General features: G+C 70.4%; 18 protein-coding genes and 1 tRNA gene. 3 read left to right on the forward strand and 16 right to left on the reverse strand.

Annotated elements, in window-relative coordinates:
• Positions 1-132 precede the first annotated feature (132 nt).
• The 4 genes from ACFYXC_RS01040 to ACFYXC_RS01055 all read right to left on the reverse strand — a co-directional run bounded on the left by ACFYXC_RS01040 (position 133) and on the right by ACFYXC_RS01055 (position 4946).
• Positions 133-1563, reverse strand: coding sequence for a GH1 family beta-glucosidase (locus tag ACFYXC_RS01040; RefSeq protein WP_389545352.1), 1431 nt, complete (start codon positions 1561-1563; stop codon positions 133-135).
• A gap of 121 nt (positions 1564-1684) precedes the next feature.
• Positions 1685-2602 carry a carbohydrate ABC transporter permease gene (locus ACFYXC_RS01045; RefSeq protein WP_389545355.1) on the reverse strand — a complete coding sequence of 306 codons (918 nt, stop codon included), beginning with the start codon at positions 2600-2602 and terminating at the stop codon, positions 1685-1687.
• The gene (locus ACFYXC_RS01050; protein WP_388916471.1) at positions 2599-3627 is read right to left on the reverse strand and encodes a carbohydrate ABC transporter permease; all 1029 of its coding nucleotides are present in this window, start codon (positions 3625-3627) and stop codon (positions 2599-2601) included. Before ACFYXC_RS01050 ends, ACFYXC_RS01045 begins: the two co-directional genes overlap by 4 nt.
• Positions 3624-4946, reverse strand: coding sequence for an ABC transporter substrate-binding protein (locus tag ACFYXC_RS01055; protein ID WP_389545359.1), 1323 nt, complete (start codon positions 4944-4946; stop codon positions 3624-3626). The genes ACFYXC_RS01050 and ACFYXC_RS01055 overlap by 4 nt, the downstream gene beginning before the upstream one ends.
• A gap of 445 nt (positions 4947-5391) precedes the next feature.
• On the opposite strand from ACFYXC_RS01055, the gene ACFYXC_RS01060 reads away from it, so the two are divergent.
• Positions 5392-6447: a LacI family DNA-binding transcriptional regulator gene (locus ACFYXC_RS01060; RefSeq protein ID WP_388916465.1), complete on the forward strand. Its 1056-nt coding sequence runs from the start codon at positions 5392-5394 to the stop codon at positions 6445-6447.
• Between the two features lie 115 nt (positions 6448-6562).
• Here ACFYXC_RS01060 and ACFYXC_RS01065 read toward each other — a convergent pair.
• From ACFYXC_RS01065 to ACFYXC_RS01080, 4 genes are all read right to left on the reverse strand, one after another.
• A tRNA-His gene (locus ACFYXC_RS01065) sits at positions 6563-6635 on the reverse strand.
• Positions 6636-6742: 107 nt separating this feature from the next.
• Complete coding sequence (gene orn, locus ACFYXC_RS01070) at positions 6743-7345, reverse strand: oligoribonuclease (protein WP_389545364.1); 603 nt, start codon at positions 7343-7345, stop codon at positions 6743-6745.
• A gap of 130 nt (positions 7346-7475) precedes the next feature.
• Positions 7476-8708, reverse strand: coding sequence for a helix-turn-helix domain-containing protein (locus ACFYXC_RS01075; RefSeq protein WP_389545367.1), 1233 nt, complete (start codon positions 8706-8708; stop codon positions 7476-7478).
• Between the two features lie 386 nt (positions 8709-9094).
• Positions 9095-9358, reverse strand: a complete 264-nt coding sequence (locus ACFYXC_RS01080) for a hypothetical protein (RefSeq protein WP_388916773.1) — start codon at positions 9356-9358, stop codon at positions 9095-9097.
• Positions 9359-9873: 515 nt separating this feature from the next.
• Here ACFYXC_RS01080 and ACFYXC_RS01085 point away from each other — a divergent pair.
• The gene (locus tag ACFYXC_RS01085; protein ID WP_388916188.1) at positions 9874-10398 is read left to right on the forward strand and encodes a universal stress protein; all 525 of its coding nucleotides are present in this window, start codon (positions 9874-9876) and stop codon (positions 10396-10398) included.
• A 334-nt stretch (positions 10399-10732) separates the two neighbouring features.
• On the opposite strand, the gene glmS is transcribed toward ACFYXC_RS01085, so the two are convergent.
• From glmS to ACFYXC_RS01100, 3 genes are all read right to left on the reverse strand, one after another.
• On the reverse strand, positions 10733-12550 hold the full coding sequence (gene glmS, locus ACFYXC_RS01090) for a glutamine--fructose-6-phosphate transaminase (isomerizing) (RefSeq protein WP_388916185.1): 1818 nt from the start codon (positions 12548-12550) through the stop codon (positions 10733-10735).
• 11 nt (positions 12551-12561) lie between these two features.
• Entirely contained in the window at positions 12562-12819 is a 258-nt protein-coding gene (locus ACFYXC_RS01095) for a hypothetical protein (RefSeq protein ID WP_388916182.1), read from the reverse strand.
• A 258-nt stretch (positions 12820-13077) separates the two neighbouring features.
• Positions 13078-13941, reverse strand: coding sequence for a DUF4429 domain-containing protein (locus tag ACFYXC_RS01100; protein ID WP_389545371.1), 864 nt, complete (start codon positions 13939-13941; stop codon positions 13078-13080).
• Between the two features lie 62 nt (positions 13942-14003).
• Here ACFYXC_RS01100 and ACFYXC_RS01105 point away from each other — a divergent pair, with 62 nt between their 5' ends.
• Positions 14004-15599, forward strand: coding sequence for a beta-N-acetylhexosaminidase (locus tag ACFYXC_RS01105; protein WP_389545374.1), 1596 nt, complete (start codon positions 14004-14006; stop codon positions 15597-15599).
• 96 nt (positions 15600-15695) lie between these two features.
• Here the strand turns inward: ACFYXC_RS01105 and ACFYXC_RS01110 are convergent, their stop codons facing one another.
• The 5 genes from ACFYXC_RS01110 to ACFYXC_RS01130 all read right to left on the reverse strand — a co-directional run bounded on the left by ACFYXC_RS01110 (position 15696) and on the right by ACFYXC_RS01130 (position 21891).
• The gene (locus tag ACFYXC_RS01110) at positions 15696-17474 is read right to left on the reverse strand and encodes an IucA/IucC family protein (RefSeq protein ID WP_389545377.1); all 1779 of its coding nucleotides are present in this window, start codon (positions 17472-17474) and stop codon (positions 15696-15698) included.
• Entirely contained in the window at positions 17471-18046 is a 576-nt protein-coding gene (locus tag ACFYXC_RS01115; protein WP_388916170.1) for a GNAT family N-acetyltransferase, read from the reverse strand. The genes ACFYXC_RS01110 and ACFYXC_RS01115 overlap by 4 nt, the downstream gene beginning before the upstream one ends.
• Positions 18043-19347: a lysine N(6)-hydroxylase/L-ornithine N(5)-oxygenase family protein gene (locus ACFYXC_RS01120; protein WP_389545380.1), complete on the reverse strand. Its 1305-nt coding sequence runs from the start codon at positions 19345-19347 to the stop codon at positions 18043-18045. The genes ACFYXC_RS01115 and ACFYXC_RS01120 overlap by 4 nt, the downstream gene beginning before the upstream one ends.
• Complete coding sequence (gene desA, locus ACFYXC_RS01125) at positions 19331-20773, reverse strand: lysine decarboxylase DesA (protein ID WP_389545383.1); 1443 nt, start codon at positions 20771-20773, stop codon at positions 19331-19333. Before desA ends, ACFYXC_RS01120 begins: the two co-directional genes overlap by 17 nt.
• A 197-nt stretch (positions 20774-20970) precedes the next feature.
• Positions 20971-21891: a siderophore-interacting protein gene (locus tag ACFYXC_RS01130; protein WP_389545386.1), complete on the reverse strand. Its 921-nt coding sequence runs from the start codon at positions 21889-21891 to the stop codon at positions 20971-20973.
• Between the last annotated feature and the right edge of the window lie 83 nt (positions 21892-21974).

Here is a 21974-nt window from a genome sequence, read left to right on the forward strand (position 1 = left end):
CGCGCGGGGGTCGCGCACCCCGGCCGGCCTTCCCCCCACCCGGCCGGGGCACGCGTACGCACACCGGGGGGCGCGGCACTCCCCTCACCTGTGCCGCGCCCCGTCCCCGCCCGCTTCCCCCGACAGGAGCGTCTATTCGACCGGGCTCACCGGCGGCAGCTCACCGGTCCTGGCCGCCTCGCGGTACCAGAGGGCGCTCGACTTCGGCGTACGGGCCTGCGTCGCGTAGTCCACGTACACCGCGCCGAAGCGCTTGCCGTAGCCGTACGCCCACTCGAAGTTGTCCATCAGGGACCACAGGTAGTAGCCGCGTACGTCCGCGCCCTCGGCGATCGCGCGGCGGACCGCGCGCAGGTGCCCGTGCAGGTAGGCGATCCGCTCCGGGTCGTGGACGCGGCCGTCCGGGTCCGGCTTGTCGTCGTACGCGGCGCCGTTCTCCGTGATGTACAGCGGCAGCCCCGGCACCTCGCGGGTGTAGCGCATGATCAGGTCCTGCAGCCCCGACGGGTCGATCGTCCAGCCCATCTCCGTGCGCTCACCCGGGGTCTGGTGGAAGGCCACGTCGTCGGCGCCCGGCCAGGGGGAGAACGCGCTCGACCCGTGGCCGTCCGCGCGCGGGCCCGACGCGTCCATGGGCGCCGCCGACACCAGCGTCGGCGTGTAGTAGTTGAGCCCGAGCGCGTCCAGCGGCTGCTTGATCAGGGCGAGGTCGCCGTCCCGCACGTACGACCAGTCCGTCACCGGGGCCGTCGCCGCGAGCAGGGTCTGCGGGTACGCGCCGCGCAGCATCGGCCCGTGGAAGATCCCGTTGGCCAGGTCGTCGATGCGCTGGACCGCCGCGAGGTCGGCCGGGGCCTGCGTCAGCGGCCTGACCACCGAGGAGTTGAGGCTCACCGCGACGCTGTTGCGGGCGGGCATCGCGGCGCGCAGGGCGCTGGTGCCGAGGCCGTGCGCCAGGTTGAGGTGGTGCGCCGCCCGCAGGGATGCCTCCGGGTCGGTGCGGCCGGGGGCGTGCACCCCTGAGGCGTACCCGAGGAACGCGCTGCACCACGGCTCGTTGAGCGTGATCCACTGCTCGACACGGTCGCCGAGCGCCTCGCCGACGATCTGCGCGTACTCCGCGAAGCGCAGCGCGGTCTCCCGCTCGGGCCAGCCGCCCGCGTCCTCCAGCTCCTGGGGGAGGTCCCAGTGGTAGAGGGTGACGGCCGGCTTGATGCCGTGCGAGAGCAGCTCGTCGACCAGGCGGCGGTAGAAGTCGAGGCCGCGCTGGACGGCGGGGCCGCGGCCGGTCGGCTGCACCCGGGACCAGGACACCGAGAAGCGGTACGCGGTCAGACCCAGGTCCGCCATCATCGCGACGTCCTCGCGGTAGCGGTGGTAGTGGTCGTTGGCGATGTCACCGTTCTCGCCGCCGGCCGTCTTGCCGGGCGTATGGCTGAAGGTGTCCCAGATCGAGGGCGTACGGCCGTCCTCCCGGACCGCCCCCTCGATCTGGTACGCGGAGGTCGCCGCGCCCCAGAGGAAGGCGGGCGGGAAGGTGACAGGCGTCTCGGACTCGGGCATGGAAGCGCTCCCATGGGAGGAAGGTCGTAGGAGACCGGGGATATGAGGTCAAGGACGGGGCGGGCGGCGGCCCGACCCCGGGCAACGCGGGGTCGGTCCCGTCGGGTGCGGGCGCGGCGGTTCAGCCCTTGATCGCGCCCTGCATGATCCCGCCCACGATCTGCTTGCCGAACAGCAGGAAGGCGATGAGCAGCGGCAGGGTGCCGAGGAACGCGCCCGCCATGATCACCGCCTGGTCGGGGACGTAGCCCGTGCCGAGCGAGTTGAGGGCGACCTGCACGGTGGGGTTCTGCTGGTTGAGCGCGATGATCGGCCACAGGAAGTCGTTCCAGGCCATCACGAACGTCAGCAGCCCGAGCACGGCCATCGCCGGCCGCGCCGCCGGGAAGACGACGTGCCACACGATGCGCAGACTGCTCGCGCCGTCGACCCGCGCCGCCTCGATCAGCTCGCTGGGGAGCGCCTGCAGCAGGTACTGCCGCATGAAGAACGTACCGAAGGCGCTGACCAGGGTCGGCAGGATGACCGTCTGCAGCTGGTTGGACCAGCCCAGCTCGCTCATCCACAGGTACAGCGGTACGACCGCCAGCTGCGGCGGGATCATCATCGTGCCGATGGTCAGCAGCAGCAGGACGTTGGAGAACTTGAACCGCAGCTTGGCGAAGGCGAACCCGGCGAGCGTGGAGAACAGGACCGTGCCGACGGTGATGGTCGTGGCGACGATCGTGCTGTTGACCATCGCGGTCCCGAGACCCGCCTCCTCCCACGCGGTCTCCAGGTTCTTGAAGAGGTTCCCGCCGACCCACAGCGGCGGCGGCGTCTCGGCGAGCCGCTGGTTGGTGCGCGAGGCGGCGACCATCGTCCACAGCAGGGGCGCCAGCGAGACGAAGGCGAAGACGGCCAGGACGACGTACGTGAGAGGTCCCGCGTGCAGTTGCTTGCCCGCGCCCATCATCCGGCGGCGCCCGGACCCGTCGCGGCCGCCCTTCCGCGGCACGCTGTCCTGCACCTGAGGAGGTGTCAGTTCATCAGTCGTCATTGGGACTTCCTCAGCCGTCGGGTGATCAGCAGGTTGATCGCGGCGACGATCAGCAGGATCAGGAACATCGTCCAGGCGATCGCGGACGCCTTGCCGAGGTTGCCGATGATCCAGCCCTGGTCGTACATGTACAGGCCGAGCGTCTGGTACTGGTGCTCGGAGCCGCCCTTGGAACCGCTGACCCCGCCGAACAGCAGCGGCTCACCGAACAGCTGCGTCGCGCCGATCGTGGAGACCACCACCGTGAACAGGATCGTCGGCCGCAGCATCGGGATCGTCACGTGGCGGAACTGCTGCCAGCGCCCCGCGCCGTCCAGGGCCGCCGACTCGTACAGGTCGGCCGGGATCGCCTGCATCGCGGCGAGATAGATCAGGGCGTTGTAGCCGGTCCACCGCCAGATGACGATCGAGGAGACGGCGAACTGCGAACCCCAGTCGGACTCACGCCAGTTGACGGGATCGACGCCCACGAAGTCCAGCAGCCAGTTGATCATGCCGCCGTCCCAGGAGTACAGCAGCACGAACACCAGGGTCGCCGCCGCCACCGAGGTGGCGTACGGGGTGAGCATCACGACCCGCCACACGGTCGAGCCGCGCAGCTTGTAGTTGAGCAGGTGCGCGATCCCGATCGCCATGACCAGCTGCGGCACGGTCGAGATCACACCGATGGTGAAGGTGTTCTCCAGCGCGCCCCAGAAGAAGTCCGAGGACATCAGGTTCTTGTAGTTGTCCAGGCCGACCCAGGTCTGCTGGTCCAGGTTGGACAGCTGCACGTTGTGCAGCGAGTACCAGGCCGTGTAGAGCAGCGGGACGAGCCCGAAGGCACCGAAGAAGATGAAGAAGGGGGCGATGAACGCGTACGGAGACGCCTTCATGTCCCAGCGGTACAGCCGGCTGCGCCAGGAGCCGGGGCCGGGGGGCGGTGTACCGCGACCTTGAGCACGGCGCGCCGCGCCCGGCTGGGAGCCGGGCGCGGCGTCGGCGCTCGACGCGGAGTGCGCGAGAGCCTGCTTGGAGCTGGTCACTGGCCGAGCACGTCCTTGATCTCCTTCGAGGCGGCGTCCCAGCCCTGGTCCGGGGACTTGCCCTTCTGCTCGACCTGGAGGATGCCGATGTCAGAGATGGCGGTGTTGATCGGCTGGTCCTTGACGCCGAAGATCTGCGTCGGGATGGTCTTCGCCGAGTCGGAGAAGATCTGCGTGATCGGAGCTTCGGAGAAGAACGCCGTGGTGTCGGCCTGCGGCTTCAGGCTCGGGTACGCCGAGGGGGTCGACGGGAAGCTCGCCTGCTTGGCGAAGACCTTCGCCTGCTGCTCGGGGGCGGTCAGCCACTTCGCGAGGGCGATGGCCTCCTTCTGGTGCTTGCCCGCCGTGGGCACACCGATGAACGAGCCGCCCCAGTTGGCCGCGGTGGGCGCCGCCGCCACGTCCCACTTGCCCTTGCCGGAGTCACCGGACTTCTCCTGGATGTAGCCCAGCATCCACGCGGGGCAGGCCACCGTCGCGAAGCCGCCGTTCGCGAAAGCCTGGTCCCAGGGCTTGTCGAACTGCTTCAGCTTCGCCGACATGTTGCTGGTGGCCACCTCCATGGAGGCGTCCCACGCCTTCTCCACCCCGGGGGACTTGTCCCAGATGACGTTGCCGTCCGCGTCGTAGTAGCGCTGGCTCTCGCCGCCGAGTGCCGCGTTGTAGACCGAGGAGGCGGAGTCCACGAACTTGGTGCCCTTGGGCGCCTTCTTCATGTAGTCCTTGCCGACGTCGACGTACTTCGACCAGTCGCCCTTCCACTGCTCGGCGAGCTTGGTGCGGTCCGTCTCGAGACCCGCCTTCTCGAAGAGGTCCTTGCGGTAGCAGATCGCCATCGGGCCGATGTCGGTGCCGAGCGCGATGGTCTTGCCGTCCTTGGTGGTGGCCTGCGCCGTCTTCCACTCCAGCCACTGGGACTTGTCGGCGTCCTTGCCGAGGTCGACGAACTTGGCGCCCTGGGTCTGCACCGCCTCGGCGATGTTGCCGACCTCGATCGCCTGGATGTCGTCGGTACCGGAACCGGCCTGCAGCCGGGTGAGGGTCCTCGGCCAGTAGACGTCGGTACGGGTGGTGACGTTCTCCTTGATCGTGATGTCCGGGTTCTGCTTCATGTACTCGTCGTAGAGGCCGGCCTGCTTGTAGCCGAAGACCCCGAACGTGCCGATGGTCAGCGTCGTCTTGCCACCGCCGCTGCCGCCGTCCGAGTCCGACGACCCGTCGTCCGAGTCCTCGGCGCAGCCGGCGAGCAGCCCCGTCGTCAGCGCGGCCACGGCCGCGAGGGCCATCAGCCTGCGGGACCCGCGGGTACTCGTGCGCATTGCGTCCTCCTGTTGCCTGACGTGCCGACCCCCCGGCCAACTGCGTTGTTGGGCCCGTTAGTTCATGCTGCGGCTCGGGCGGGGAACGTGCGGGATGTGTATGTGTCAGGTACTGTGGGAGCGCTCCCACAGGTGATGTGTTGAAGGTTCGTCGCTCGGCGCGGGGGTGTCAAGGGAGAGGGCGTAGAGATATGTCTTCAGTTATCGGGCTGTTAGCTAACGCCGGCGGAGACCCGGAGAGTAGGTCTCCGACGGTTGCGGGACGGCCTCGGGAAGGCTCCGGATCGGCTTCGGAGCACCGCCGGCGCGCCGGGCGAGTACGGCCGGGGCGGCCGGGGGAGTACGACCGGAGTACGCAGGCCCGTCTCCGGGAGTGCGGTCCCGATCACGACTGTTAGATTCCAGGCCAAACGCGGTGTTTGCCGTGTGGGACGGGAGGCGGACCATGGCAGTCCACGGAGCGCGGAGCCGGAGCGGCGGACGGCCGACCCTGGAGGAGGTCGCCGCGCGCGCGGGTGTGGGCCGTGGCACGGTCTCCCGCGTGATCAACGGCTCCCCGCGGGTCAGTGACGCCACCCGCGCGGCCGTCGAGGCGGCGGTCGCGGAGCTCGGCTACGTGCCGAACACCGCCGCCCGCGCCCTCGCGGCCAACCGCACCGACGCCATCGCCCTGGTCGTCCCCGAGCCCGAGACCCGCTTCTTCGCCGAGCCGTACTTCTCCGACATGCTGCGGGGGGTGGGGGCCGCGCTCTCCGAGACCGAGATGCAGCTGCTGCTGATCTTCGCCGGCAGCGACCGGGAGCGCCGCCGGCTGGCCCAGTACCTGGCGGCACACCGGGTGGACGGGGTCCTGCTGGTCTCGGTCCACGCGGACGATCCGCTGCCCGATCTGCTGGCCCAGCTGGAGATCCCGGCGGTGATCAGCGGCCGCAGGTCGGCGGACGAGACACTGCCGTCGGTGGACTCGGACAACTTCGGCGGCGGCCGCTTCGCCGTCGAGCACCTCATCGCCCAGGGCCGCCGCACCATAGCCCACCTGGCGGGACGCCTCGACGTCTTCGGTGCCCAGCGCCGCGTCGACGGCTACCGCGCGGCCCTGCGCGACGCGGGCCACGAGATCGACGAGCGCCTCATCGTGCCCGGGGACTTCACGGAGGAGGGCGGCCGTCGCGCGATGGCGGAACTGCTCGCGGTCTGCCCGGCCCTGGACGCGGTCTTCGCCGGGTCGGACGTGATGGCGGCCGGCGCCCGGCAGGTCCTGCGGGAGGCGGGCCGCCGCATACCCGACGACGTGGCCCTCGTCGGCTACGACGACTCGGCGATCGCCCGTCACATGGACCCGCCCCTGACGAGTGTGCGCCAGCCGATCGAGGACATGGGCCGCGCGATGCTCGACCTGCTGATGGACGAGATCGCGGACCGCCGCCCGGCGGTCTCGCGCGGCCTGGAGCGACGACAGCTCGTCCTGCCCACGGAGCTGGTCGCACGGCACTCGTCGTAGCGCCGGGACTCGCCGGGCCGCGCCACTGCGACGACGGCGGACCGGAAGAGGCGCAGAGCGGCCGGAAAGCAGTCGAGGGCCGAACCGCTTTCGCGATTCGGCCCTCGGCCGTCAGGGTGAGTGACGGGACTTGAACCCGCGGCATCCTGGACCACAACCAGGTGCTCTACCAGCTGAGCTACACCCACCATGACCGGTAATCTTTCCTGTGGTTCACCACGAGTGGTGCACCGACCGGCCGAGAAAAAGTGTACAGGGTCCGAAGGGGTGCTCGCTCCCGACTTCCTGGCGGGCGCTACCCCGCGGGCAGGACGTGCTTCGAGGCGATGCTGCGGGCCGTGTCCGAGTCGGGTCCGGGCTGCGGTACGAAGATCGCCTCGCGGTAGTAGCGCAGCTCGGCGATCGACTCGCGGATGTCGGCGAGCGCCCGGTGGTTGCCGTTCTTGTCGGGGCTGTTGAAGTACGCCCGGGGGTACCAGCGGCGGGCCAGCTCCTTGACGGAGGAGACGTCGACGATGCGGTAGTGGAGGTACCCCTCCAGGGTCGGCATGTCCCGCAGCAGGAAGCCGCGGTCGGTGCCCACCGAGTTTCCGCACAGCGGGGCCTTGCCCGGTTCCTTGACGTGCTCACGGATGTAGGAGAGGACCTCCTCCTCGGCGGCCGCGAGGGTCGTGCCCGCGGCCAGCTCGTCGAGGAGACCGGAGGACGTGTGCATGGCGCGCACCACCTCCGGCATCGTCTCCAGCGCGGCGTCCGGCGGACGGATCACGATGTCCACCCCCTCGCCGAGCACGTTGAGCTCCGAGTCGGTCACCAGGGCGGCCACCTCGATGAGCGCGTCCTCCGACAGCGAGAGACCGGTCATCTCGCAGTCGATCCACACCATGCGATCGTTCATGGGCTCACCCTACGGCCCGGCTCTCCGCCCGGGCAGGCCCGGGACCTCGGCAGTCCTGGCAGCGGTGCCGTGCGGGGCGCCGGACCCGGACCGCGGCGGGTCGGGTCCGGCACAGGACGTCACCGTGTGGCTACGTCGCGCTCCGCTGGCCCGGCAGACTGTGCCGCCCGGCCACGTACAGTTCCGCGCCCCCGCGCCCCGCATCCGTGGACAGGGACGATGTCGCCGGGCCGACCGCGTGGGCGGCGGCCGTACGCCGGCTCTGGAACGGGACGGGCGCCTCCTGCTGGAGCACCGGCGGCGGCGCTGGCGGCGAGCCGTCCGGATCGCTCTGCTTCTCGCCCTGCGGACGGCGTGCCCGGTACGCGGCGCGGTACGCCGCGGGCGAGGACCCGAGCTGGCGGCGGAAGTGCCCGCGCAGCGCCACCGGCGAACGGAATCCGCAGCGGCCCGCGACCTCGTCCACCGAGTAGTCGGACGTCTCCAGGAGCCGCTGCGCCTGGAGCACCCGCTGGGTGATCAGCCACTGCAGGGGCACGCTCCCGGTGAGCGAACGGAACCGGCGGTCGAACGTACGACGGCTCATGTACGCGCGTGCCGCCAGCGTCTCCACGTCGAACTGCTCGTGGAGGTGCTCCAGCGCCCAGGCGACGACCTCCGCGAGCGGGTCGGCGCCGATCTCCTCCGGTAAAGACCGGTCGAGATAGCGCTCCTGGCCGCCGCTGCGCCGGGGCGGTACCACCAGGCGCCGGGCCAGTGCCCCGGCCGCCTCGTTCCCGTGGTCCGTCCGCACGATGTGCAGGCAGAGGTCGATCCCGGCCGCGGTGCCCGCCGACGTCAGCACGTCGCCGTCGTCCACGAACAGCTCACGGGGGTCGACGTGCACCGACGGATAGCGCTTGGCCAGCGTCGGCGCGTACATCCAGTGTGTCGTCGCGGGACGGCCGTCCAGCAGTCCCGCGGCGGCGAGCACGAAGGCGCCGGTGCACAGCCCGACTATGCGGGCGCCCTCCTCGTGTGCTCGGCGCAGTGCGTCGAGCGCCTCCTCCGGTGGCGGTGAGGTGATCGACCGCCAGGCGGGCACGACGACGGTGCCCGCCCTGGAGATCGCCTCCAGCCCGTTGGGCGCGGTGAGTTCGAGGCCCCCTGTGGTCCGCAGCGGGCCTTCCTCACCGGCGCACACCAGTAGTCGATACCGCGGTACGCCGGCGTCCTGGCGGTCAATCCCGAACACCGACAGCGGTATGGAACTCTCGAAGATGGGGCCGCCGCTGAACAGCAGCACCGCGACGATCTCCTTGCGGCGTCGCCCGGAGAGTTTCCGGACTGCGGCTTCCGGCGCGGCAGCGGAGTCGTGGCTCATACTGCTAAGCCCCCCTCGGTGGTCGCGGCACCCTTAACCTTTCGGGTCTGTCGCTCCAACACGTTTCCCCTCGGTCCTGCACGAGTCCCCCGCCGTAAGACGTCAAGATCGAATCTACTGTGTCGCATGGTGCCGAGGTGGCCAGTTCAGCACTCGGCAGATTGTCGACATGGCAACTTGGCGTGAAGCATTCGATCACGAAGCGTTGCACTCGTGGGCCGCACAGGGAAGTGCGCCTCGTCCCCGTGGCCGGTCCCCGTAGGGTGCGGGCACCCTGCTGGACCCTTTCGGTGCAGGTCGAACGGCGGTTGGGGGCCGGTTCGACCAAGAAATGCGCAGGGTGGTGAAGTTGGCTGAAAACCAGCGGGCGCGTGCGCACAAACCGGTCAGTCAACCGGCGTATTCCGACCGGTGTGCCGGCCTCCTCGGCGGTCACCGGAGCCGGTGCTTCCGTGCCGTCCATGATGGGGGGTCGGCTCCCCGGCGCCCGGTCGCGCCGCGCCGCGCTCGGACCGGCGCAGCAGCACCCGGCAGGCCCCGGTCACCGCGGCGAGGCCGAACGCCGTGCCGGCCGCGCCCGCCAGTGAGGTCCCGTATCCGACGAGCACGACCGGAACCAGGACGCAGCTGAACGCCGCCCAGCGGACCACGTCGGTCGCCGCGTCCTGTGCGGTGGCCGACCGTGCGGCGGTCGTCCGCGTGGTGGACGTCCTCGCGGCCGGCGTCCCGGAGGGAGGGCGGGGCGCGGGCGAGGGGCGTGCGGACACGGTGGCTCCCTGAGGCGGTGGGTTACCGGGGTTCAACGCGTGTTCGAGCGCGCGGTCACGGGGAGCCTCCGGGGGTTCCCCGGAAGCCGCGGGTTTCCGCCGGGGCGGTCCGCCGTCCGCGGGCGCGCGGCGGGCGCCCGCGCTGTTCCCCGCGCCCCCGGCGGGGCGACCCCCCGCGAGGGCCTGTCGGAGGTTGAAGGCTGTACGTGGCAGCGACCATTGCGTTGCGGGCGCCCTCTCGTGCATGCTCCGGGGAACCCTCCCGTGCCTGGAGCGGGATATGGGCAGAGGAGGCGTGCCGCCGTACCCTTGCGGGTATGGGGTTGGGAAGATGATTCCCGGACACAGCTCCGCCGTTCCTGTCGTCCCATTCAGAGGATCCGAACGCCGAGACACTCATGGCCGGTCACGAATTCGAACCCGCGGACCGCAAGCGCCCCGTCGCCGATCCCACGGCGGCCGAGCCCTTGGCGGCGGAAGAGACACGCCAGTCCTGCGATCCCGCCTTCAAGCACGGGGTCGTCGTGGGCTTCGACGGCTCCACGTCCAGTGAGCGCGCTCTCGCGTACGCGATCGGCATGGCCGCCCGTTCCGGCTCCGGTCTGATCATCGTGCACGTGGCCAACCGGCTGCCCACCACGGTGTGGGCGGGCTGCGAGCCCCCGGTCTTCGTCGACGTGCCGGACCACCGCACCGAGGTGCTCGGGCTGGAGCTGGCCTGCGCGGACTATCTGGCCGAGGTCCCCTGGATCCTCGTGGAGCGGGGCGGCGACATCTGCCACGAGCTCGAGGAGGTCGGCCGGGAGTACGAGGCCGACGCGATCGTCGTGGGGTCGACCCACGGGATCGTCGGGCGCATCTTCGGGTCGGTCGCGGGGCGGCTCGCCAAGCGGGCGCAGCGGCCGGTCGTCGTCATCCCCTGAGCTTCGCCCCTGAGCCCGGCTCCTGAGCCCCACCCCTGAGCCCGGTCCCTGAGCGCCGTTCCCTTCTGCCTCGCTGTCCCGTGTCCCGGTGTCCGCCGGGCAACTCCCTTGTGTGGTCCGGGAAACTACTCGTGCGTAGAGGTGTTCGTGCGCTTGTGAAGGGCATACAGAGGGCAGGTTTGCCGTCGTTGTACGGCGTGCTGTCGGCCGGAGCGTGACGGTTACCGGCAGGTGGCGGCCAGCCGGGGTTTTGGGCGGCCCCGGCGTGAGCGGGCCCCCTCGTGTCTGGTGGCGACACGCGGGGGCCCGTCCCGTTGCGGGTGCGTCCGCGGGGCTACTCCACCGTCACCGACTTCGCCAGGTTCCTCGGCTTGTCGATGTCCCTGCCGAGGGCCAAGGCCGTGTGGTAGGCGAGGAGTTGGAGGGGGATGCCGAGGAGGATCGGGTCCAGTTCGTCCTCGTTCTTCGGGACCACGATCGTCTGGTCGGCCTTCTCCTGCTCCGCGTGGGCCACGGCGAGGATCTTGCCGCTGCGGGCCTTGATCTCCTCCAGGGCCGCGCGGTTCTTTTCCAGCAGGTCGTCGTCCGGGACGATCGCGACCGTCGGCAGCGCCGGCTCGATCAGGGCGAGCGGGCCGTGCTTCAGCTCCGAGGCGGGGTACGCCTCGGCGTGGATGTACGAGACCTCCTTCAGCTTCAGCGACGCCTCACGGGCCACCGGGTAACCGCGTACCCGGCCGATGAAGAGCATCGAGCGGGCCTCGGCGTACTGCTCGGCCAGCTTCTTGATCTCGTCCTCCTGGCCGAGGATCTCCGTGATCTGGCCGGGCAGCCTGCGCAGGCCCTCGATGATCCGCTTGCCGTCGGAGACCGACAGGTCGCGGGTGCGGCCCAGGTGCAGGGCGAGCAGCGCGAAGGCGACCGTGGTGTTGGTGAAGCACTTGGTGGAGACCACGCACACCTCGGGCCCGGCGTGCACGTACATGCCGCCGTCTGCCTCGCGGGCGATGGCCGAGCCGACCACGTTCACGATGCCGAGGACCCGGGCGCCCTTGCGCTTGAGCTCCTGGACGGCGGCCAGCACGTCGTACGTCTCACCGGACTGGGACACCGCCACGTACAGCGTGTCGGGGTCGACGACCGCGTTGCGGTAGCGGAACTCGGAGGCGGGCTCGGCGTCCGCCGGGATACGGGCCAGCTCCTCTATCATCTGGGCGCCGATCATGCCCGCGTGGTACGAGGTGCCGCAGCCGAGGATCTTCACGCGGCGGATCTTGCGCGCCTCGCGGGCGTCCAGGTTCAGCCCGCCCAGGTGCACGGTGGAGAACCGGTCGTCGATCCGGCCGCGCAACACCCGGTCCACGGCCTCGGCCTGCTCGTGGATCTCCTTGTGCATGTACGTGTCGTGGCCGCCCATGTCGTAGGAGGCGGCCTCCCACTCCACGGTGGTCGGCTCGGCCGTCGTACGGGTGCCCTCGGTGGTGTACGTACGGAAGTCGTCGGCCTTCAGCGTCGCCATCTCGCCGTCGTCCAGGGTGACGATCTGGCGGGTGTGGGTGACGAGCGCGGCGATGTCCGAGGCGACGAACATCTCCTTCTCGCCGATGCCGAGGACGACCGGGGAGCCGTTGCGGGCCACCACGATGCGGTCCGCGTGGTCGGCGTGCATCACGGCGATGCCGTACGTGCCCTCGATCAGCCGGAGGGTCTCGCGGACCTTGTCCTCCAGCTTCTCGGCCGGGGAGCGGGCGATGAGGTGGGTGAGGACCTCGGTGTCGGTCTCGGAGAGGAACTCGACGCCCTCCGCCTCCAGCTTCCTGCGCAGGTCGGAGGCGTTGTCGATGATGCCGTTGTGGACCACGGCGACCTTGTTGTCGGCCGACATGTGCGGGTGGGCGTTCTCGTCGGACGGGGCGCCGTGGGTGGCCCAGCGGGTGTGGGCGATGCCCGTGGTGCCCGCGAAGCGCTTGGGGACGCGGGCCTCCAGGTCACGCACGCGGCCCTTGGCCTTGACCATCTTGAGGCCGGCCGTCTTCGGGGACGTCACGACGAGGCCCGCCGAGTCGTAGCCGCGGTACTCGAGTCGCTGCAGCCCTTCGAGGAGGAGCGGCGCCACGTCGCGCCTGCCGATGTATCCCACGATTCCGCACATACAGATGGTTCCTAGCCGTAGACGATGCGGCGTACCTGCCGGAGGGTGAGCTCCGGCGGCGCGACCGCGCGGTATTCGAGGTCCGCCGTGATCCTTTCGAAGATCGCCGGGTTGAGCCAGCCCTGTGTCTGGAGTTCCCGGTGGCGGCGACGGACGTAGTCCTCGGTCGTCTCGTCGAAGTAGGCGAGGACGTCCTGGATCACCCGCAGGGCCTCGCCCCTGCTGAGGGGTGAGGAGCGGGTCAGGTGATCAACGAGGTCGTCGTGCACGGGTTGATCCTGGGGTACGGAGGGGGTGATCGCAAGAATCTTGCCCGATTTCGGGCAGGGGGTTGTTGGTTTGCTGTGACGTGCGTGGTCGTTCGCCGTGGGTGGGTGCGGGTACGCCGTGGCTGATCGCGCAGTTCCCCGCGCCCCTGAAAGCGGGGCTGCGCCCCTGCTTTCGAGGGCAGGGCGGAGCCCGCCCCGAGGGGCGCGGGGAACTGCGCGGCCGGCCCCCACCGGCCCGCACCCTGCCGCGGCAACCTCCTACATGCCGCGCAGAATCGCCCGTTTCGCCACGTTGAACTCCTCGTCCGTCAGGACCCCCTCCCGGTGGAGCTCGCCCAGTTCCCGCAGACGGCGCAGCAGGGCGTCGTGGTCCGGTCCGTGCGCGGCGAGCTGTTCCGGTGCGGCGTCCTGCGTGGGCGGGGCCGACGGGTGGGGGAGGCGGGCCTGGACCGCCGCCGCTATCAGGGCCATCAAGGGGTCCTTCTTGAAGCCCCACAGTTCCACGGCGTTCGGGTCGTACTTCGGCGGGGCCTTCGTGGGGGCGCCCCGGACCGTGAAGCGGAGGTGGCCGTTGTCCAGGCCGACCGACGGCTGCCACTCCACGGACTCGATGTCCGCCAGGGCGAGCGTGCGGGTGCCGGCGGCCGACTTGGCCTCCTCCGTCTTCCAGTTCCACTCCAGACGGACCCGCTCCCCGTCGAAGCTCGCGGTGCCGTCGCCGGCGGAGACCGACAGCGGCACGGCCGGGCCGGGCAGCAGATACCGGTCGACGGCGCCGGCCGGCACCTCGTCCAGGAGCAGGGCGTTGCGGATCTCGTCCACGAAGTACTCGGCCACGCCGTAGCGGTCCGACTCCACCGTCAGCTGGTAGGGGTCGGCGGCCTCCGTGAGCCGCCCGCCGGTCGCCTGGAGCAGCGGGTCCGCGCCGTCGCGCAGCCGCAGCCTGAGCCGGCCCGCCTTCCTGCCCTGCTCGAACGAGATCCCCGCCAACGCGCCCAGCGGGACCGCCAGTTCACCCAGTGACTTGCGCAGCAGACCCACGTTCTTGTCGCGGCCCGGCACCAGCCGCAGGGCGTCGCCGTCGAAGGTCCAGGTTCCGTCCCGCTGGATGATTTCCGCCATGGGGGTGATTGTTTCACCGCCTCTGCGGGAGAGTGGTCTATACCCATTCGAAGGGAGCGCATGTGAGACAGCACAGAACGCCCCGTCTGCTCGGTACGCTGCTGCTCGTGGCAGCCGCCGGAATCTCCGCGGTCGGCGCGGCACCGTCCGCGCCCGACCGCACCGTCACCCCGCTGAGCCGGGTCGTCCCGGCCCCCGCCTCCGTCGACCCGGGCGGTTCCCCGTACCGGATCACGAGCGGTACGCGCATCCGCGTCGACCGGTCGAGGGACGTCCATGACGTCGGCTCGTACCTCGCCGGTGTGCTGCGGCCGTCGACCGGCTACCGCCTTCCCGTCACGGACGCCCCCGGCGGCGACGGCATCCGGCTCCGGCTCACCCGCAAGGACACCGAGCTGGGCGCCGAGGGCTACCGGCTGCAGAGCGGGAAGGGTGCTGTCACGATCACCGCCCGCGAGCCCGCCGGGCTCTTCCACGGCGTGCAGACCCTGCGCCAGCTCCTGCCCGCCGCCGTCGAGAAGGACACCCGGCAGCCGGGCCCCTGGCCAATCGCCGGCGGCACCATCACCGACACGCCCCGCTACGGCTACCGCGGCGCGATGCTGGACGTCTCCCGGCACTTCTTCACCGTGGACCAGGTGAAGCGCTACATCGACCAGCTCGCGCTCTACAAGATCAACAAGCTGCACCTGCACCTCAGCGACGACCAGGGCTGGCGGATCGCGATCGACTCCTGGCCGCGCCTCGCCACGTACGGCGGGTCCACGCAGGTCGGCGGCGGACCCGGCGGCCACTACACGAAGGCCCAGTACAAGGACATCGTCCGGTACGCCGCCTCGCGCCATCTGGAGGTCGTGCCCGAGATCGACATGCCCGGGCACACCAACGCGGCGCTCGCCTCGTACCCGGAGCTGAACTGCGACGGCGTCGCCCCGCCGCTCTACACCGGCACCGAGGTCGGCTTCAGTTCGCTGTGCGTCGGCAAGCCGGTGACGTACGACTTCGTGGACGACGTGATCCGTGAGCTGGCCGCGCTCACCCCGGGCGAGTACCTCCACATCGGCGGCGACGAGGCGCACTCGACGAGCCACGAGGACTATGTGGCCTTCATGGAGAAGGTCCAGCCGGTCGTCGCCGAGTACGGGAAGCGCGTCATGGGCTGGCACCAGCTGACCGGGGCGGTCCCGGCGAAGGGCGCGCTGGCCCAGTACTGGGGCCTGGACGGTACGAGCGCGGCGGAGAAGGAGCAGGTCGCGGCGGCGGCCCGGAACGGCACCGGGATCGTCCTCTCGCCGGCCGACCGGGTGTACCTCGACATGAAGTACACCGCGGACACGCCCCTCGGACTCAGCTGGGCCGGTCTGGTGGAGGTGCGGCGGTCCTACGACTGGGACCCGGGCACCTACCTGCCCGGTGTGCCGGGTTCCGCGGTACGGGGTGTCGAGGCGCCGCTGTGGAGCGAGACCCTCTCGACCTCGTCGGACATCGAGTACATGGCGTTCCCGCGGCTGCCCGGTGTGGCCGAGCTCGGCTGGTCGCCCGCCTCGACGCACGACTGGGACGGCTACAAGGTGCGGCTCGCGGCGCAGGCACCGCGGTGGGACGCGCTGGGCATGGACTACTACCGGTCGCCGCAGGTCCCCTGGCCCGCGGCCTGACCACCGCTGACACGGCGGCGGGCGCCCCCTGGGACCGTACGTGGGGGCGCCCGCCTGCTGGTGGGGCCGCGACAGGCGCTGTCGCGAGCCGGGTCGCTACAGACCGGCGATGGGGTTCTTCAGGGTGCCGACGAGCTGGAGGGCCCCGGCGGGGTCGGCGAGGTCCACCATCTGCTCGTTGTCGCGCAGCTGGAGCCGGTTGAGGCAGGACAGCGCGAACTCGGGGGCGAACATGTCGTACTGCGCGAACTTGTCCGCGAGTTCGGGCGTCCGCTCCTGGTAGTCGCGTACGCAGTCCGCGACGGTCCGCCAGAAGTCGTCCTCCTCGATGACGCCCTCGCCCGCCAGGTTCGCCGCCAGGAAGCGGAAGAAGCAGTCGAAGACGTCCGTGAAGAGCGACAGGAGCTTCTTGTCCTCGGGGACGTCCACGCGCAGCCGCTCGACCGCAGGCGGGAGCACCGCGTCCGGGTCCATGACCGCGATCTCCTCGGCGATGTCCTTGTAGATCGCCCGCTGGACCACGCCGTCCTTGAGGACGAGGATGACGTTCTCGCCGTGCGGCATGAACACCAGGTCGTACGCGTAGAAACTGTGCAGCAGCGGCGTGAAGTAGGCCCGCAGGTAGCGGCGGAGCCACTCCACCGGCGTCAGCCCTGAGCGCTCGATCAGCGCGGCGGCGACCGAGGAGCCCTCGTGGTCCACGTGGACGAGCGAGGCCATGGTGGCCAGGCTCTCGCCGTCCCGCAGCGACGGGACCGGGCTCTCGCGCCACAGGGCGGCGAGCATCTTGCGGTACGGGGAGTAGCGGTCGGTGGCGGCCTCGTACTCCAGGTGCCGGTAGCCGACGGCCGCGCGCTCGCGGATGATCGACAGGCCGGTCGACCGCAGCAGCGGGTCGTTGTCGATGAGCTGCGCCAGCCAGTCGTTGATGGCCGGCGTGGCCTCCATGTAGGCGGCGGACAGGCCGCGCATGAAGCCCATGTTGATGACCGACAGGGCGGTCTTCACATAGTGCTTCTCGGGCGCGCTGCTGTTGAAGAACGTCCTGATCGACTGCTGGGCCAGGTACTCGTCGTCGCCCTCGCCCAGGCACACCAGGTGCTGCCGGGCCACCTCGGCGGCGAAGGTGACGGTGAGCTTGTTCCACCACTGCCAGGGGTGGACCGGGAGCAAGAGGTAGTCGGCCGGGTCGAGGCCCTGGTCGCGGAGCGTGTCGTGGAAGCGGTCCACGGTCTCCTTGCCCAGCTCGGCACGGAGGAACGACTCGTACTCGATGCCCACGCCCGCCGTGAACGCGGCCCGCGAGCGGTGCGCGGCCAGCCAGACGAGGCGGACGGGGCTCGCGGTCTCGGGCGCGTACGACAGGTACTCGTGGACGCCGAACCCGAGCCGGCCGTTGTTGGCGACGAAGCAGGGGTGGCCCTCGGTCATGCCCGTCTCGATCTGCTGGAAGCCGCTGCCGGCGAGCTCCGCGGAGGTGACCTGGGGTTTGGTGAGCTTGTAGCAGGTGCCGGAGAGGGTGGAGGAGATCTCCTCCAGGTAGACCGGCAGCACCTTGTCGCTCAGGCCGAGCGACTCCTTCAGCTCGATGAAGAAGTCCAGAGCGGCGAGCGGGAGTTCACCGCCGTCACGGCTGCGGGTGATCGACTCGGCGTCGACCTGCCAGTGGTCGAGGCCGCGGCGGACGGCGGTGAACCGGTAGCGGGTCAGCCCGTCGTCGCTGCGGACGACGTACGCGCCGCCGTCACCGTCGGCCGCCTCGGGGGTGATCAGCCGCTCATGGGCGAACTCGGCGAGGGCTTTGCGGATGAGGAGGCGGTTGGCCCGGGCCCAGCGGTGGGGGGACAGGTGCGCCACGGCGTCGGACAGGGTCATGCGGTCACTCCTCGGGTGGCCGGGCTGCGCTTCTGCAGGAAGTGTTCACGGGTGCAGAAGGAGAGCAGCGCGCGCTTCTCCGGCTTCTCGATCTCGCGCTCCGGGACGAAGCCGACGGCCTCGTTCAGGGCGTGTACGGCCGTGTTGGTGACGTCCGGCTCGACGACGACCCGGCGGGTACGGGGGTCGGCGAACAGCTCGTCCATCACGGCGGTGATGACGGCCCGGGTGAAGCCGTGCACGGGCCGGTCGGTGGGGGCGACCAGGAAGTGCATGCCGACGTCACCGGGTTCGGGTTCGTAGAGGCCGACCAGTTCGATGTACCGGGGGTCGTACTTCTCCATCAGGAACGCGGGCCGGCCGTCGTGCAGGCCGAGGTACGCGTGGTGGTGCTCACTGGCCGCGACGGCCATGTACTCGCGCTCGACGTCCTGGAGTTTCGCGCCCTGCATCATCCAGTACGCCGCCTTGGGGTGGGTCACCCAGGAGTGCAGCAGCTCGGCGTCCTTCAGGGGGTCGAGGGGCCGCATGCTCAGCGTGCCCACGGCGGCGCCGGTTCCGGTGGCGCTCATACCGCGAACTCCTGGAACGCGATGGACTTCTCCACCGGGTAGTACTCGGTGCCGAGCAGCTCCCGGATGATGTACGCGTTGCGGTACGGGCCCATGCCGAGGTCCGGTGACGTGATCGAGTGGGTGTGCACCCCGGCGTTCTGCAGGAAGATCCCGCGGCCCGTCGTGTCGATGGAGTAGTTGCGGGCCACGTCGTGGTTGCCCCGCGCGTCGTAGCGGATCCGGTCGCGTACGGGCTTCAGGAACGCGGGCTCCGTGTACTTGTAGCCGGTCGCGAGGATCAGGCCCTCGGACTGCAGCTCGTACTCCTTGCCCTGCTCCTCCTGGCGCAGGCCCAGGGTGTACGTGCCGTTCTCGTACGTCGCCGTGGTCAGCGCCGAGTTGGTGAGCAGGCGGGTGGGGACGGGACCGCCGATGTTCTTCTGGTAGAGCAGGTCGAAGATCGCGTCGATCAGCTCCCCGTCGATGCCCTTGAACAGGCCCTTCTGCTCGGTCTGCAGGCGGTAGCGGGTCGGCTCGGGCAGCGCGTGGAAGTAGTCGATGTACTCGGGGGAGGTCATCTCCAGGGTGAGCTTGGTGTATTCGAGCGGGAAGAACCGCGGGGAGCGCGTGACCCAGTTCAGCCGGTAGCCGTGGACGTCGATCTCGCTCAGCAGGTCGTGGTAGATCTCGGCGGCGGACTGCCCGCTGCCGACCAGCGTGATCGACTTCTTGGCCTGCAGTTCCCGCTTGTGCTGCCGGTAGCGGGAGTTGTGGATGAAGTCCCCGCCGAGGTCCTGGCACGCCTCGGGGAGGTACGGGGGAGTGCCGGTGCCGAGGACCAGGTGCCGGGCACGGAACACGTCACCCGCGGTCGTCCGGACGGCGTACACACCGGCCGTGCCGGCCGCGCCGTCCTCGTACGTCACCTCCGCGACCGTCGTGCCGAAGCGGACGCTGCCGAGCTTGGCCGCCGCCCAGCGGCAGTAGTCGTCGTACTCGACCCGCAGCGGGTAGAAGTTCTCGCGTATGTAGAACGAGTACAGGCGGCCCGATTCCTTCAGGTAGTTGAGGAAGGAGTACGGGGACGTCGGGTCGGCCAGGGTGACCAGGTCCGACATGAACGGGGTCTGGAGGTGCGCGCCCTCCAGGAACATCCCGGAGTGCCACTCGAAGTCCGGCTTGGACTCCAGGAAGATCCCGTCGAGTTCGTCGATCGGCTCGGTGAGGCAGGCGAGGCCGAGGTTGAAGGGGCCCAGCCCGATGCCGATGAAATCGTGCGTGCGCACGGCGGGTTCAGCGGGTTCAGGAAGCGCGGTCAAGGGACTCTCCAAGGTACTGCTCGGCGTGGCCGGCGATCAGGTCGAGTACGGCGGCGATGTCGTCCGTCGTGGTCTCGGGGTTGAGCAGGGTGAACTTCAGGAAGTGACGGCCGCCGACCTTCGTGCCCGCGACCACCGCGTCGCCGGAGGCGAACAGGGCCTTGCGGGCGTACAGGTTGGCGCGGTCGATCTCGGCCGGGTCGGTGACGGCGGCCGGGATGTAGCGGAAGACCAGGGTGGACAGCGACGGGGCGACCACGACGTCGTACCGCGGGTCGGCGGCCAGCATCCGCCAGCCCTCCTCCGCCAGGTCGCAGACCTCGTCGAAGAGCTGGCCGATGCCGTCGGCGCCCATCACGCGCAGCGTCATCCACAGTTTGAGGGCGTCGAAACGGCGGGTGGTCTGCAGGGACTTGTCGACCTGGTTGGGTATGCGCTCCTGCACCATGCGGCGCGGGTTGAGGTACTCCGCGTGGTAGGTGGCGTGCCGCAGGGTGGCCGCGTCACGGACCAGGACGGCGGACGAACTCACCGGCTGGAAGAAGGACTTGTGGTAGTCCACGGTCACGGAGTCGGCGCGCTCGATGCCGTCGATGCGGCGCCGGTTCTTCAAAGAGGTGAGCAGTCCGCAGCCGTACGCGGCGTCCACGTGCAGCCAGGCGCCGAACTGGTCGCACAGCTCGGCGATCTCGGGCAGCGGGTCGATGGAGCCGAAGTCGGTGGTGCCGGCGGTGGCGACGACGGCCATCGGGACGAGGCCGTCGCGTTCGCAGCGCTCCAGCTCGTGGGCGAGCGCGACCGTCTGCATGCGCTTGTCGGTGCCGGTGGGGACGGTGACCACCGCGTCCGGGCCGAGCCCGAGCAGTTTCGCCGACTTCTTGACGCTGAAGTGGCTCGCCTCGGAGGCGAAGATCCGCAGGTCGGCGTAGGTCTCGCTCTTCGCTTCCTCCCGGGCGAGCAGCAGCGCCTGGAGGTTGGACTGCGAGCCGCCGGAGGTGAACACGCCGTCGGCGGCGGGGCCGAACCCGATGCGTTCGTTGGTCCAGTCGATGAGCTTGCGCTCGATGAGGGTGCCGCCGGCCGACTGGTCCCAGGTGTCGAGGGAGGAGTTGACGGCGGAGAGGACCGCCTCGCCGACCACGGCCGGGATGACCACCGGGCAGTTGAGGTGGGCGAGGTAGCGGGGGTGGTGGAAGTAGACCGCGTCCCGGAGGTAGACGTCCTCCAGTTCGTCGAGCGCCGCGGTGGTGTCGTGCAGCGGCTCGTCGAGGTCGATGCGGTCGACGCGGGGGGCGAGGGCGTCGACCGTGACACCGGTGAACGGACGGTCGGTGGTGGCGAGTTTGGCCGCCACCCGCTCTATTCCCTCGGTCACGGAACGGCGGTACCGCTCCGCGGTCGTGTCGTTGAGCAGGTGCGAGCGCATGGGGGAGTCCTCCGGGGGCAGGAGAGGGACGGGCGCGGAGAGAGACGTGGGGGGGGGCCGCTTTCAACTTAGGTTAACCTAACCTAAGTTCCTGTGTGCACCCGCCTCACTTGTCACGCTGTGACGCACACCTCTCCCTGCGTCACAGGGGAACGCGCGACTTACGGGATTCAGGGGAATCACGGGATGTACGGGGCTTATGCGGCCTGCGCGGCTCGTGCCGCCTGCTCGCGCAGCTGCTCCTCGCTCAGGCCCCGCCGCCAGTAGCCGACGAAGGTGACCCGTCCGCGGTCGAACTCCCGCTCCCGCACCAGGTGGCGCCGCAGCTCCTTCACACAGCCGGACTCGCCGGCGATCCAGGCGTACGGGGCCCGTGCCTCCGGCAGTCGGGCGGCGCGGATCGCCTCCACCGCGGTGGGGGCGCCCTCGTCGCGCACGAGCCAGGTGATGTCCGCGTCGGCGGCGGTGAGGGGCTCGACACGGTCGCCCGCGTGCGGAACCTCCAGCCAGACACGGGCCCGTGTCCCGGCCGGCAGGGTCTCCAGGATGGCCGAGGCGGCGGGCAGGGCCGTCTCGTCGGCCCAGAGGACCACGAGGTCGGCGTCGGCGGGCGGCCGGAACCGGATCGCGCCGTTGTCGGCGACGGACGGGCCGAGCAGGACCGCCCGGTCACCGGCTCCGGCAGCGGCGGCCCAGCGGGAGGCGGGGCCGGCGGGAGCGGTGGTCCGGGGCCCCGTGCCGGGCTCTGTGCCGTGCCCGGTGTTGTGCTCCGTGCCGTGCTCCGTGCCGTGCAGGACGAAGTCGATGTCGATCTCGGTGGTGGCCCCGTGGGCGTCCTGGCGCAGGGCGCGCAGGGTGTACGAGCGCATGACGGCCCGTACGTCCTCGGGGATGTCCAGCCAGGTCTGCCGCCAGCCCTCGCCGAACTCCATCGGCAGGACGGGCTCTTCTTGACCCGGGCGCGGGAGGAAGAGGGAGAGGCTCTGGTCGCGGCCGTCGGAGGCGAAGGCGCGGAGGTCGGGGCCGGTGAAGGTGACGCGGGCGAGGGAGGGGCTCAGCCGCCTCGTCCGCAGGACCTGAAGGCTGAAGAAACGGTACGGGGTGGCTGCCGCCGGCATGGGGCTCCTTCGCTCCGAGGGTGGGTGTCGGGTGCGGGCCGGTGGGGGCCGGTCGCGCGGTTCCCCGCGCCCCTGAGGGAGGG

Source organism: Streptomyces sp. NPDC002701, assembly GCF_042889045.1.
Classification (GTDB): Bacteria; Actinomycetota; Actinomycetes; order Streptomycetales; family Streptomycetaceae; genus Streptomyces.

What these genes read in the sequence shown, in the direction of transcription:
- ACFYXC_RS01040 (WP_389545352.1), bottom strand. Translation starts at nt 1,563, where the DNA reads ATGCCCGAGTCCGAGACGCCTGTCACCTTCCCGCCCGCCTTCCTCTGG.
- ACFYXC_RS01045 (WP_389545355.1), bottom strand. Translation starts at nt 2,602, where the DNA reads ATGACGACTGATGAACTGACACCTCCTCAGGTGCAGGACAGCGTGCCG.
- ACFYXC_RS01055 (WP_389545359.1), bottom strand. Translation starts at nt 4,946, where the DNA reads ATGCGCACGAGTACCCGCGGGTCCCGCAGGCTGATGGCCCTCGCGGCC.
- ACFYXC_RS01060 (WP_388916465.1), top strand. Translation starts at nt 5,392, where the DNA reads ATGGCAGTCCACGGAGCGCGGAGCCGGAGCGGCGGACGGCCGACCCTG.
- orn (WP_389545364.1), bottom strand. Translation starts at nt 7,345, where the DNA reads ATGAACGATCGCATGGTGTGGATCGACTGCGAGATGACCGGTCTCTCG.
- ACFYXC_RS01075 (WP_389545367.1), bottom strand. Translation starts at nt 8,708, where the DNA reads ATGAGCCACGACTCCGCTGCCGCGCCGGAAGCCGCAGTCCGGAAACTC.
- ACFYXC_RS01085 (WP_388916188.1), top strand. Translation starts at nt 9,874, where the DNA reads ATGGCCGGTCACGAATTCGAACCCGCGGACCGCAAGCGCCCCGTCGCC.
- glmS (WP_388916185.1), bottom strand. Translation starts at nt 12,550, where the DNA reads ATGTGCGGAATCGTGGGATACATCGGCAGGCGCGACGTGGCGCCGCTC.
- ACFYXC_RS01100 (WP_389545371.1), bottom strand. Translation starts at nt 13,941, where the DNA reads ATGGCGGAAATCATCCAGCGGGACGGAACCTGGACCTTCGACGGCGAC.
- ACFYXC_RS01110 (WP_389545377.1), bottom strand. Translation starts at nt 17,474, where the DNA reads ATGACCCTGTCCGACGCCGTGGCGCACCTGTCCCCCCACCGCTGGGCC.
- ACFYXC_RS01115 (WP_388916170.1), bottom strand. Translation starts at nt 18,046, where the DNA reads ATGAGCGCCACCGGAACCGGCGCCGCCGTGGGCACGCTGAGCATGCGG.
- desA (WP_389545383.1), bottom strand. Translation starts at nt 20,773, where the DNA reads ATGCGCTCGCACCTGCTCAACGACACGACCGCGGAGCGGTACCGCCGT.
- ACFYXC_RS01130 (WP_389545386.1), bottom strand. Translation starts at nt 21,891, where the DNA reads ATGCCGGCGGCAGCCACCCCGTACCGTTTCTTCAGCCTTCAGGTCCTG.